At 25.8% G+C, this 12643-nt stretch carries 17 protein-coding genes; 7 read left to right on the forward strand and 10 right to left on the reverse strand.

Annotated features, from left to right (window positions below; translation table 4 throughout):
- The first annotated feature begins 23 nt into the window (after nucleotides 1-23).
- The 3 genes from ACFEL5_RS01205 (at nucleotide 24) to ACFEL5_RS01215 (ending at nucleotide 1173) form a co-directional block, all read left to right on the forward strand.
- On the forward strand, nucleotides 24-551 hold the full coding sequence (locus ACFEL5_RS01205; RefSeq protein ID WP_375315435.1) for a rolling circle replication-associated protein: 528 nt from the start codon (nucleotides 24-26) through the stop codon (nucleotides 549-551).
- Nucleotides 508-900, forward strand: coding sequence for a hypothetical protein (locus ACFEL5_RS01210; protein WP_375315455.1), 393 nt, complete (start codon nucleotides 508-510; stop codon nucleotides 898-900). The genes ACFEL5_RS01205 and ACFEL5_RS01210 overlap by 44 nt, the downstream gene beginning before the upstream one ends.
- 150 nt (nucleotides 901-1050) lie before the next feature.
- Complete coding sequence (locus ACFEL5_RS01215) at nucleotides 1051-1173, forward strand: hypothetical protein (protein WP_375315448.1); 123 nt, start codon at nucleotides 1051-1053, stop codon at nucleotides 1171-1173.
- A 353-nt stretch (nucleotides 1174-1526) separates the two neighbouring features.
- Here the strand turns inward: ACFEL5_RS01215 and ACFEL5_RS01220 are convergent, their stop codons facing one another.
- Nucleotides 1527-1658, reverse strand: coding sequence for a hypothetical protein (locus ACFEL5_RS01220; protein ID WP_375315504.1), 132 nt, complete (start codon nucleotides 1656-1658; stop codon nucleotides 1527-1529).
- A 149-nt stretch (nucleotides 1659-1807) separates the two neighbouring features.
- On the opposite strand from ACFEL5_RS01220, the gene ACFEL5_RS01225 reads away from it, so the two are divergent.
- The 3 genes from ACFEL5_RS01225 (at nucleotide 1808) to ACFEL5_RS01235 (ending at nucleotide 4075) form a co-directional block, all read left to right on the forward strand.
- Nucleotides 1808-2140, forward strand: coding sequence for a hypothetical protein (locus ACFEL5_RS01225; protein WP_375315505.1), 333 nt, complete (start codon nucleotides 1808-1810; stop codon nucleotides 2138-2140).
- Nucleotides 2141-2453: 313 nt separating this feature from the next.
- Nucleotides 2454-2975: an integrase core domain-containing protein gene (locus ACFEL5_RS01230; RefSeq protein WP_375315506.1), complete on the forward strand. Its 522-nt coding sequence runs from the start codon at nucleotides 2454-2456 to the stop codon at nucleotides 2973-2975.
- Between the two features lie 155 nt (nucleotides 2976-3130).
- The gene (locus tag ACFEL5_RS01235) at nucleotides 3131-4075 is read left to right on the forward strand and encodes an IS30 family transposase (RefSeq protein WP_338966716.1); all 945 of its coding nucleotides are present in this window, start codon (nucleotides 3131-3133) and stop codon (nucleotides 4073-4075) included.
- A gap of 151 nt (nucleotides 4076-4226) precedes the next feature.
- On the opposite strand, the gene ACFEL5_RS01240 is transcribed toward ACFEL5_RS01235, so the two are convergent.
- The 6 genes from ACFEL5_RS01240 to ACFEL5_RS01265 form a co-directional block, all read right to left on the reverse strand.
- Complete coding sequence (locus ACFEL5_RS01240; protein WP_375315032.1) at nucleotides 4227-4349, reverse strand: hypothetical protein; 123 nt, start codon at nucleotides 4347-4349, stop codon at nucleotides 4227-4229.
- 50 nt (nucleotides 4350-4399) lie between these two features.
- A complete protein-coding gene (locus tag ACFEL5_RS01245; protein ID WP_375315745.1) occupies nucleotides 4400-4888 on the reverse strand; it encodes an ankyrin repeat domain-containing protein in 489 nt (162 codons plus the stop codon).
- Complete coding sequence (locus ACFEL5_RS01250) at nucleotides 4866-6413, reverse strand: ankyrin repeat domain-containing protein (protein WP_375315507.1); 1548 nt, start codon at nucleotides 6411-6413, stop codon at nucleotides 4866-4868. The genes ACFEL5_RS01245 and ACFEL5_RS01250 overlap by 23 nt, the downstream gene beginning before the upstream one ends.
- Nucleotides 6414-6451: 38 nt before the next feature.
- A complete protein-coding gene (locus ACFEL5_RS01255) occupies nucleotides 6452-7072 on the reverse strand; it encodes a hypothetical protein (RefSeq protein WP_375315508.1) in 621 nt (206 codons plus the stop codon).
- Nucleotides 7073-7364: 292 nt separating this feature from the next.
- Nucleotides 7365-7997: a hypothetical protein gene (locus ACFEL5_RS01260; RefSeq protein WP_375315509.1), complete on the reverse strand. Its 633-nt coding sequence runs from the start codon at nucleotides 7995-7997 to the stop codon at nucleotides 7365-7367.
- Nucleotides 7998-8279: 282 nt separating this feature from the next.
- Entirely contained in the window at nucleotides 8280-8747 is a 468-nt protein-coding gene (locus ACFEL5_RS01265) for a transposase family protein (protein WP_375315510.1), read from the reverse strand.
- 58 nt (nucleotides 8748-8805) lie between these two features.
- On the opposite strand from ACFEL5_RS01265, the gene ACFEL5_RS01270 reads away from it, so the two are divergent.
- Nucleotides 8806-9750 carry an IS30 family transposase gene (locus ACFEL5_RS01270; RefSeq protein WP_375315511.1) on the forward strand — a complete coding sequence of 315 codons (945 nt, stop codon included), beginning with the start codon at nucleotides 8806-8808 and terminating at the stop codon, nucleotides 9748-9750.
- A 284-nt stretch (nucleotides 9751-10034) separates the two neighbouring features.
- Here the strand turns inward: ACFEL5_RS01270 and ACFEL5_RS01275 are convergent, their stop codons facing one another.
- From ACFEL5_RS01275 to ACFEL5_RS01285, 3 genes are all read right to left on the reverse strand, one after another.
- Nucleotides 10035-10223 (reverse strand): hypothetical protein, encoded by a 189-nt coding sequence (locus ACFEL5_RS01275; protein ID WP_375315512.1) that lies wholly within the window; start codon nucleotides 10221-10223, stop codon nucleotides 10035-10037.
- Between the two features lie 238 nt (nucleotides 10224-10461).
- The gene (locus ACFEL5_RS01280; protein WP_338968675.1) at nucleotides 10462-10842 is read right to left on the reverse strand and encodes a hypothetical protein; all 381 of its coding nucleotides are present in this window, start codon (nucleotides 10840-10842) and stop codon (nucleotides 10462-10464) included.
- 66 nt (nucleotides 10843-10908) lie between these two features.
- A complete protein-coding gene (locus ACFEL5_RS01285) occupies nucleotides 10909-12546 on the reverse strand; it encodes an APC family permease (protein WP_342190075.1) in 1638 nt (545 codons plus the stop codon).
- Nucleotides 12547-12643 lie beyond the last annotated feature (97 nt).

The raw sequence follows: 12643 nt of genomic DNA on the forward strand, positions 1-12643 counted from the left end.
GGCATAGTATATTTGAATATACTATGCCCCGTTGACGCAAAAAATTTTTGGGAGAATTTATGGGATGTTTAAAACCAATTCAAGTTTATAACTTGAAAAAGGGTGAAAAAGCAAAATTTAAAAGATTTAATTGTATTGAAAAACTTACAAAAGATATGAACCGCTATTATAAAAATAACAATGCTGTTCCTTGTCGTAAGTGTATCGGATGTAAATTAGATAATTCTAAGGAGTGAGCAGTACGTTCAGCTTTGGAATGTAAAAGTTCTAATGATAATTGATTTATTACTTTGACTTATGCTGATGAATTTATTCCGATTAATGATGAAGGTAGATATACTTGTCGATATTCTGATTTAAAAAGATTTATTAATTCTTTACGTAAAAATTTTGAACGTGAAAATATATTTGATATTAAGTACTTAGCAAGTTCAGAATATGGTTCTCGCACACAGAGACCCCATTATCACATCTGTTTCTTTGGTCTACCATTAAATGGACTTGGAATTGACCGGAGAGGTCTCAAAACTAGGTCATCCATACTTTATTAGTAAAGTTGTTGACCGTATTTGAGGAAAAGGAATACATAAAATTGGTCGAGTTACTTATCAGAGTGCGGGTTATGTTGCTCGTTATACTTTAAAAAAAGCTAATAAATTAGATTATGAGAAACTTAATATTGAACAAGAAAAATTGTATATGAGTAAGGGAATTGGTAAAAAATATTTTGAAGATAATTTTGAAGATATTTATCAATATGATGTTATTAATTTAAATACTGAGAAAGGTTTGATAAAGCTTCAACCACCGCGTTATTTTGACCGACTTTATGAGAAGCAGAATGCTGAACATTTAGAAGCAATAAAAAAAATCGCATTGTTAATGCGAAATTTAATTTAACTGCTTCTGTTCAAGAAGCTGGTGTTGGATATGTCAAACTATTGGGTAATAAAGACCATATCCTTCATGAGAGAGTTAAAAGTTTAAAGCGTATTGTCAAAGATAACAAATAGCTTTAATATATTATTACACATAAGGAGGTAATATAAAATGGCATTTCGTAAAAAAGTTAATAATACTAAAGCACATCGTCGTTATTTGAGCAATACTGCAAAAACTGTTCGTGCTGCTAATCTATTTCGTTCCACATCTCGTGGTGGAATAAGATTCTAATTTAATATATATATTATGGGTCTTTTAATTTTAATTACTCTTATAGTTATAATTGTTATATTAAAGAAAATTTCTAAAAAATAGAATCTTAAAAAAGAAATTATTTTAAATAATTTCTTTTTTTATGTATAATTGATATATGAGAAAGGAATTAATCACAGTAATTCCTTCCCTGGTATATTGTACCATCTGTTCCTTTCTCAAAACAAGAGAAAGGAGTTTTTTATGTCAAAAATTAGTATTAAAGACATTATTATGTTTTTAAAGGTCTTTGGAATTTCGTCATTATTTTTTATAGCTGGAATTGTTATTTGTCTTATAGGACATACTCATTTAAATATTGATTGACCAGCTTATGTGATTATTTCAGCGATGCTTATTAGTGCTGGGATTATTGTTTTAATTATTAGACTTGGTACATAACTATAACATTTTATGCCGACTAAACTATAAAATTCATTTTTATCTTTGTATTTATCTAACATTTGTATTTCATCTAAAAAATAATTATCAAAATAGTAGATAAAATTAAAGGTTATGTACCAAGTCTATTGAAGAAATTACTTTAACAAAACTTATTAAAAAATATTTTAAAAATGCAACGAAAACCTTTTATCGTTGGGCAGAAAAAATTATGACCGCTTATTATTCTGACAATTTAGATTTGTTATTGTTTAAAACTACAAAACCACAAAATCTTAATTATCAATATAGTTTAAATTCTCGTGAAAAAGTATGTGATTTATATTTTGATTACAAAAATCTTCAAACCGGTGGAATGTGGTCTTTATTTAACAATTTAAAAATCGGTTTTCACGATATTAAAAATTCAGAAGTTCCTAAAAACATCAAAACTTTTTATCGTTGAATTAAATCTGACCCTCGCTGAAAAGAATTAAAACAACAAATTAAACAAACAAAACGCCATTTTAAGCGTTATGAAGTTGGGCGCATAAAGTTTTGTTAGGTGGGTAAAGATTTGAATAATTTTGAAAGAAAAGCAACTAAAAATTTATTACCTTTTTACTTGAAAAATAATTAATAAAACAAAATATTTAATATTAACAAACATATTCTTAATAAAAGGTTATAAAAACTAAGTAAAATGCTTATAAAAACAACATTAAAATAATTTTTTACAACAAAAATCATACATAAGAAATATATACTTAATTTGCATATTGAAATAATTTATAGTAAATGACTATTTTTTCTTTTTTAAAAAATACCTAAGAAAACTAAACGCGACCTATGAAGTTTCCGAGATTGGTCTTTTACAAATGGATGCTAAAATTATTACCACATCAAATTTTCCAGTTGATAAAAAATATTACATTTATGATTTCATTGACGAAATGACACGCATAGTATTTGGTTATGTTTATGATAGTTTAGGAACCAATAACGCAATTAATGCCACGCAAAGAGCAATGAAAGATTTTAGCAAGCTTGGCATAACAATTAAACGCCTTCGTACTGATAATGCTCCCGAATTTACTACTACTAACTGAAGTAATAAAAAATCGTACAAAGTAAAAGAAAGGCCTTTTACAACCTTTCTTTCAAAAAATGGAATTGTTCACGAAACTACACCGATTCGTTCTCCGCAAAGTAACGGAAAGATTGAACGATTCCACCAACATTATACCAAATTATTTTATGCTAAGGATAAAAAATTAAACCAAAACGAACTCCAATATTATTTAAATGAATATTATTACTTTTATAATTTTAAACGCTGTCATTCATCTTTAAACACTAAAACCCCATTTCAAACATTACAAAAACTTTTAATAAAGTAATTTCTAGAAGTTTGAATAATTATTTTTTATATTCTGTTTATTAACTTGCTGAATTATACTTGTAAGTGCAAGTAAATAAAATTGCAAAAGATTTCATATAAAAATTTCATGATGCTAAGTTTATTTTAGAAAAAGTAAATTTAAGGAGTTTTTATATGGGATACAAACATCTTGGCATAGATGAAAGAATTTATATTGAGAATCAATTGAAATTTAAAGTAAAAATTAGTGAAATAGCTAAAAATCTTAATCGAAGTATTAGTACTATTAATCGAGAAGTTAATAGAAATAAAGATAATAATCATTATTTTTCATTAATTGCACAAAATAAAGCAGAAAATAGAAAACAATTACATGTTTATTTTCATAAATTTAAAAATAGAGAATTAGTAAAATATGTACAACAAAAATTATTATTAGGTTGATCGCCTGAACAAATTTATGGCAGAATTAAAAATTTTCATCAAGAATGAATTATTAGTTTTAAAACAATTTACAATTGAATTTATTCTGGATTACTTGAAAAGGTTACTAGTAAAAATTTAAGAAGAAAAGGTAAGAAACGAAAATCTCAAGAAAATCGGGGTAAATTTAATGGTAAATCCATTAAAGAACGAAATGTTAATAATCGCATAACTCTTGGCCATTGAGAAGGTGATACTGTAGTATCATCACGAGGTAAAAGTAAATCATGTTTAATAACTTTAGTTGAAAGAACATCAAGATTTACTTTAGCAATATTAGTTGAAAATAGAACTACTAAAGTTATTAACAAAAATATTAGTCATTATTTATCAATTCTTCCAAATAATCTTGTTAAGACTATAACATTTGATAGGGGTAAAGAATTTGCTAATTGACAACAACTTGAAAAAAATTTAAATGTGAAAATTTATTTTGCTGATGCATATTCACCTTGACAAAGAGGTACTAATGAAAATACTAATGGTTTAATTAGAGAAAAATTTCCTAAAAAATTTAATTTTTCAAACACTACTAAAAATGCAGTTCATAAATTTATATTGTCTTTAAACCAAAGACCAAGAAAAATACTAAATTATCTTTCGCCAATCGAATATTTGGTTAGAAAAATAATTTAGTTGCACTTAACTTTACAATTTGGCATCTAAAAAATAATTATCAAAATAGTAGATAAAATTAAAGGTTATGTACCAAGTCTAAAATATAATTCCTTTGAAAGGAGGATTTTTTGTTATGTGAAAATTTTTATCAGCTTTAAATTTAGTTGGGCTAATATTTATCTCTGCGTGTAGTAATAGTAATAATTTTAAAGAATAGACTTGGTACATAACTATAACATTTTATGCCGACTAAACTATAAAATTCATTTTTATCTTTGTATTTATCTAACATTTGTATTTCATCTAAAAAATAATTATCAAAATAGTAGATAAAATTAAAGGTTATGTACCAAGTCTATTAAATAAACCTTCTTGTTGTTGCTGAATATTTTTTTCCACTAAACAAATATTAGCATCACTTTTCTTAATATTCTTATTAACTTGTTCTCACATCAAATTTCTTATTTCAAAATTATTAAAATATTCTCCAAGTTCAAATGGTGTGGCCCCATTTAATCCTCTAATATTAATATTAGCGTTTGCTTCTAAGAGAATAGTAGTTGTTATGACATCACTATTATAAACTGCTCAGTGTAAGGGCGTAAGACCACAATAATCTTGCACATTAACATTAGCACCATTTTCTAGTAATAGCTTCACCATTTTAAAATCTTTCCCCATAGCTGCTAAGTGTAATGGCGTATCAAGATTATTATTTCTAATATTGACATCAGCCCGATTTCTTAATAAAAAAGTTGCTGTTGTAATCGCACCAGTAATTATTAGACTTGGTACATAACCTTTAATTTTATCTACTATTTTGATAATTATTTTTTAGATGAAATACAAATGTTAGATAAATACAAAGATAAAAATGAATTTTATAGTTTAGTCGGCATAAAATGTTATAGTTATGTACCAAGTCTATTGTAATATGCAATGGCGCTCCAATATTATTAATAACATTGACACTAGCTCCTTCACTAATTAATAATTGCATTGCTGAAATATTATTTACAAATGTCGCTTCATGAATTGGCATACTACCCACCATATTAGTAGTATTTACATTAACACCTTGTTGAATTAACATTTGCATAAATGTTAATCCGGCAAAATTGCGACTTGCGATATGTAACGGGGTATTATTATCATTAAATAGAATATCTGGATTAGCACCCCTTTCAATAAATAATTGTGCTAATTCAAAGTCATTTTCATTTAACGCTAAATGTAGAGGCGTATCACCACTAGAAGTACAACAATTAACATCAGCACCATACTCAATAAATAACTTAATCATTTTTAAATCATCATCAAGTAAAGCTAAATAAATTGGTGATTGATTTTCAGAATCTAGTATTGTCACATCAGCACCATTGGTTACTAATAAATGGACCGCATCATAATTAGCACAACGCACAGCAATATTAAGGGCTGTCTCTTCACTATCATTTTGGGCATTAATATCAGCAGCATATGCTAATAAGCACCGAGCTAATGGCAAAACATTAATGCTCCGCATTGCAAGATGAAGCGGGGTTTCACTATTTTCATTTTGTAAATTAGGATTTGCACCATTTTCTAGTAAAAGTTGTACTAATAAAAGATTATCGTGATGGACAGCAAGATGAAGTGGCAGATCCTCTTCAGATTCTTCATCAGGTAAATTTGGGTCAGCACCAGCTTCTACTAATAAACTAGCTAATACTAAATTATTATTATCAACAGCATTATAAAGGGCTGTCAGATTGCCATTATCTTGAACATCAACATTGGCACCATTGGCAAGTAATAATTCACTTAATCTAATATTATTAGTACGCGTAGCTAGATGAAGCGATGTTTCATTATTGGGTGTCTGAAAATTAACATTACTACTATCACATTGTAACAATAACTGTGTTAGCGGGATATTACCTTCTAAAATAGCGAGATGCAGGGGAATATATCCGCCGTCAACATCATTATTAGCATTTTCTCATAATCTTGATATAATAAAATTACTTTGCTCTTGAATCGATAATTCTATTGGCATTCTAGCAATTCCTAAAATATTACTAAGATTTTCACTAACAAAAATAATTTGTGAATTTCTTGTTTGCCAATCAACATTTTCTCAATTATTAAAACAATTTTGTTGAAATGTTCGCAATTGTTCTTGTAAAAATGCTAAATTAGTCGCATCAGCATATCTTTCTTGCATATGTTGTAAAGTTAACGGATTACTCAGTTGCTCTTCAACTTGTTGTAATTGCATATTTCTATTAGTATTTAATGCCAATATTTGACATAAAAATTGCGGAATTCTTACTAGCAACCCATTTATTTGCATTAAAAATATCTCATTATTCATCCTTAAAACTTCCTATTCATTTAGCTAACTTTTAATTATTATTCACTTATTTCGTTATATTGCTTTTTTAATGATTCTGCTTTTTCTTTTCGTTTTTGTTGTTTCTCATTGTTATCTATCTCTGAAATGCAAAGTTCTTCTTGCGAACTTAAATGACTAAAATCAATAACATCACTTTTAGAGTCTCGCTTATTTTTCTTATTATTAGCACCTATTAGCACTTCTTGATAAACAGGTTGGATTAACTTTAAATTATCTTCTTGTTTAGGAAATAACTCTTCTTTAACTTTATTTTGATGCGATATTAATGGCATTATGTATAAACGACTCCTTGTTCCATTTTCAGAAAATAACTTGCATTTTTTTCGTAAACAATCAATAAAAGAAACTTCTTCATCAGTTACTATTTTATTAACATATTTAGAAATAATATTTTTTCTTCTAAAAGAATTATTTAATTTTGAACTGCGTTGAAATAAACTATATTTATCTAAGATATCACAAATTTTTTCATATTTTTTATCATCAATGAACTTTTGAAATTTACTATAAGCAACTTTTAATTGTTTTTTATGCGAATGCGTCGCGTGTTCATATTCAGGCATTAAGTATAAGGTAATACTAATACTCCTTTTACTTAATTCCTCTCCTTGTTCCATTCACTGTAAACATTCAGCTTTTGAATAAATTGACGAATTAAGAAAACTCACAGTTTTACTCGTAATGTCATCAAAGGTTTTACTTAAAAATTTAACTGTTTGTTCAAAATCAGGTTCAAAAGATTTTTTTCAAACATCAGTTAATAAAATTTTATAACTTTCAATAGACTTGGTACATAACTATAACATTTTATGCCGACTAAACTATAAAATTCATTTTTATCTTTGTATTTATCTAACATTTGTATTTCATCTAAAAAATAATTATCAAAATAGTAGATAAAATTAAAGGTTATGTACCAAGTCTAATTAATAAATGATTTCTATCAGGTCATCTTTGATAATATTTTTTGTCTTCTAATAACTTTAAACCTTCAAAAATTCTTTTACTATTAATTTTTTCACTTAAATTAATGTTTTGACTATTTTCTAAATTATTTATTAATTGAATAATTTCATTTCTTTCCTTATCATCCTTAGGTATATAGTGATGCATTAAAAACAAATTTAATTTATTTGCTGTTGTCATTAAAAGTTCATCATTAGTTTTGTGCGAATAATCTTTGTTTCAAATTTGATATAATTTCTTAATTTCATTTTTTCCTAATTCATTTAAATTACTGCCAATTTTTTCATTCTCAAAAAATAATTTAAAATTATCTTCACTTTGATATTGTAAATATAATTTACTTAGTGTTTTACCAACACTTTCATATAAATTTGCATAATCAGAAACACTTTTAATATACTTATCAAATAGATTATCAATTTCATCTAAACTAACCACTTTTTTTAGCTTAGACTGTGGAACTGCTCGGCGCTTATTAACCAGTTCCTTTGTAAAACAACTAACATTATTTTTAACAACTTTGTTTTTTGTTACAATTGACAGAGAATCTTTTGGTAATTTATCATTTGTTGTCAATAAAATTGATGACGAATCATTTTTTATTTCATTAACAATAGTTGCTTTAAGAAAATTATTATTGTTATTTAATTTAGTAAGTACCTCGCTATTTCTTAAAAATTCACATCCCTTTTCTTCGGTTCAATTTTGACTACTTTGTTTAAAAGTTTTTTCTTTATAATCAAAATAATAATTCTTATTAATAAAACTAGTAAACTGTTCATTTAATTCCGTTAAAGAACCTAAATTATCAAAAAATTCATCAATATCTTTTTTATTAGACTTGGTACATAACTATAACTAGCTTAATTCAAAATTATATATTCCTGAAATTAAGTTAAATCGTAATCCAAATCTTCTAATCTTATTGCGATAACGATAAACTAGTATTTTAAATCTTTTTAATCTAGCAAAAACATGTTCAATGGCAATTCTAACTTTACTTAAAAAGCTATTATATTCCTTTTTATCTGGATTTAAGGGATTATTTTTACTCTTTTTAATTGGCAATAATGTATTTTTATGAACATTTTGCAAACCTTGATAGCCTGAATCGGCAATTAATTCTAATTTTGGATTTATAAGTGTATTTGATTTTAAAAATAACTTATAATCATGAATACTGCCATAACAAAAATCTACTGAAATAATTTTATTGTTAAATAAATCAATAATTATTTGTGATTTTAATGAATGTTGCCTTTTCTTACCAGAAAATGCTGAATTATACTTGTAAGTGCAAGTAAATAAAATTGCAAAAGATTTCATATAAAAATTTCATGATGCTAAGTTTATTTTAGAAAAAGTAAATTTAAGGAGTTTTTATATGGGATACAAACATCTTGGCATAGATGAAAGAATTTATATTGAGAATCAATTGAAATTTAAAGTAAAAATTAGTGAAATAGCTAAAAATCTTAATCGAAGTATTAGTACTATTAATCGAGAAGTTAATAGAAATAAAGATAATAATCATTATTTTTCATTAATTGCACAAAATAAAGCAGAAAATAGAAAACAATTACATGTTTATTTTCATAAATTTAAAAATAGAGAATTAGTAAAATATGTACAACAAAAATTATTATTAGGTTGATCGCCTGAACAAATTTATGGCAGAATTAAAAATTTTCATCAAGAATGAATTATTAGTTTTAAAACAATTTACAATTGAATTTATTCTGGATTACTTGAAAAGGTTACTAGTAAAAATTTAAGAAGAAAAGGTAAGAAACGAAAATCTCAAGAAAATCGGGGTAAATTTAATGGTAAATCCATTAAAGAACGAAATGTTAATAATCGCATAACTCTTGGCCATTGAGAAGGTGATACTGTAGTATCATCACGAGGTAAAAGTAAATCATGTTTAATAACTTTAGTTGAAAGAACATCAAGATTTACTTTAGCAATATTAGTTGAAAATAGAACTACTAAAGTTATTAACAAAAATATTAGTCATTATTTATCAATTCTTCCAAATAATCTTGTTAAGACTATAACATTTGATAGGGGTAAAGAATTTGCTAATTGACAACAACTTGAAATAAATTTAAATGTGAAAATTTATTTTGCTGATGCATATTCACCTTGACAAAGAGGTACTAATGAAAATACTAATGGTTTAATTAGAGAAAAATTTCCTAAAAAATTTAATTTTTCAAACACTACTAAAAATGCAGTTCATAAATTTATATTGTCTTTAAACCAAAGACCAAGAAAAATACTAAATTATCTTTCGCCAATCGAATATTTGGTTAGAAAAATAATTTAGTTGCACTTAACTTTACAATTTGGCTATTATATTTATTTCATAATGAATTTTTATATATTTCTTTTCTGATTTCTATTTCTGAATTAATATTTTCATTAATGTAATGTAATACATTTAATTTGTTTAAATTTGCCATTCTTAAATAGACTTGGTACATAACCTTTAATTTTATCTACTATTTTGATAATTATTTTTTAGATGAAATACAAATGTTAGATAAATACAAAGATAAAAATGAATTTTATAGTTTAGTCGGCATAAAATGTTATAGTTATGTACCAAGTCTAATATAAATCACTAAAAACACCACTAGGAATTTCAAAGGAAACAATACCAATAAAAAATAAAGTTTGAACTAACCCATAATTACTAATAGTAACCCCCTTACTAATAAAATAAGTAAACAAGATTGCATGCGGTAAAGCTCTAAAAAAGTGAAAAAACGCAGTAATCAAATAGTATCGTTTTAACATCTATTAATCATAATCCTTTCATAAATAAAACAATTATTTTTATTTTATTATTTTAAAATTGTAACACCAAGCTAATTAAATCATATTAATTGAATTTATGTACCAATTTTAGAAAATATTAATATTTTATCTAAATTTATTTTGTAATATTATACAAAATTTAAAAATAAAAATTTAATGAGATAAATTTTTCAATTAAAAAAGTGAAGCCAAAGCTTCACTTATAAAAATAAGAATTTTATTTTTTTGTTTTAAATGATGTTAATGTTCATAAGACTGAACCTACTGCTAAAAACGCATAAGGTGCTGCTCCAAAATAAGTTCATATTGATTTATAATCAACATCAATAAGACTACCAATAAGAATAATGATTGATAGGGTTGCTATTAAAGCACCTCAAACTAATGATCAAATTCCCACTTTAACAGAAAAAGGAATCAATATATATACTAACCCTAAAAATAATAATAACGGTCACGAAATTTTTAAACCATACATCACACCAGCATTTTCATCTTTACTAATTGCAATCGCAACTGCAAAAACCATAATTCAAATAGCGCCAATCATCATTAATATTTTAGGAATTATTAGTCCTGTTGGATTTATTTTTGCCATATATAATACATCCCCTTTAACTAAGATATATTATACTATTTTCAAATAGTCTAATGCAATACTATTTTATAATTCTGTAATTTCATCACCAAATTCAGAATCATTACCAGTCTCATTAGGAGTAATTTGTCCCAGAGAAACATAAATTTCTGGCACATTATTATCATTAGAAAAATTATTTGTCGTCCCATTATCACTTGTTGATTGTCCAAGTTCTGATGCATTACCAGCTTCATTATCATTTTCTAATTCATTATCTTTCATAAATAATCCTAATCAAGGCAAAGCAAGAATTAATAGTAAAAAGAAAATTTGTAAAATTGCTCCTACTTTATTTTCAGAGGTTACTAATAAAGCAAAGTAAGAATAAACATTATATCCCAATATTAAAGTAATACATAATATGGAAATAATCGCTGCCGGAATAAAATATCAAGCATTAAGCGTTTTAATTTTTTTACGATAACGATTTAATAAACCATAAAAAATAATTACACCATATAACATAAATGCCATCACAACACCAGCATTACTAATAAAATCAAAGAAATTATAATTATCATCAGTAACTATCGTTGGTAGTGCCATAATTACAATTCAAACTGCAAATAATACTCCCATCACCATTAATGTTGCTGTTTTAATACCAAAACGATTAATAACTTTTTGTCATATTTTATCGTTACCAACAACAAAACCATCATCTAATGATGACCTTGTTAACTTTGTCATTGAAAAACAATAACCATTTAAAGTGCCAAAAGCACTAATAAGAATAAAAATAAAAATTAAGCGCGTACAAACAGCATTAACTGTTGGATTATTAAATATTTTCCCCGCAGCAATAGCAACGCTACCACTAGGGTCTAAATTTAATGTTGAAATTGAAGTTAAAACATAAATAAAAGTAATTCCTGTTAAACCAAAAACTAAGGCTAAAGGAATATTTTTACTAGAATTCCGAACATCTTTTTGAATATAAGTTGTTGATAAAAAACCATCAAAGGCAAAAAGAATTCCTGGTAACGCCATTAATAGCATTTCAAAATGACCTTTATTTTTAACAATTTCATATTTTTTTGGATCACCTAATCCAGTTTCTAAAAAAGCACCTGCTCCTGCATTAACAACAATTAATCCAGCAACACCAATAAAAATTAATGGTATTAATTTTAAAACAACGGTAATCATTTGTACTCATTTACTAATTGATTCATTATAAATGCAACAAACAATAACAAATAAAGTATATAAAACTGCAAAAATACTTAATAATAATTCATACACATTAGAACCACCTAAGACATTTGCTAAACGCATTTCCGCATCTTGACCGCCACCAATTGCTCAAACAGAAGCCTTACTAGTATAATAAGCTACTGTAAAAGCAGTTAATGGCAAATAAATATTATTCATTGCGTTACGAACAACACGACCAAATTTACTACCAGCAAACATTTTTGCATATAAAGCAATTCCCGAATTACTATCTTGTTTTGCCGATGAAATTTCCATAAATGATAAACCAAAAGAAATTGCTACAACACCACCAATAATTCAAGCAATGATTCCTAAAATTCCATTACCATTAACAAAGCCGTAAACACCTTCATTTTTAAAGAAAATCCCAGTTCCAATTACTGTCCCCACAACCATACAGAGGCACATAAATAAACCATATTTTCTTGCGACATTTTGACTCATATATTTTTTCCCTTCTAAATTATTAATTTTATTTAATTTTTTTATTTTCATAGTATTATATATATTTATTATAACAATAATAAATATAAATATTAAA

It is taken from the genome of Spiroplasma endosymbiont of Tipula paludosa, assembly GCF_964264785.1.
In the GTDB taxonomy this organism is placed as follows: Bacteria; Bacillota_I; Bacilli_A; order Mycoplasmatales; family Nriv7; genus Nriv7.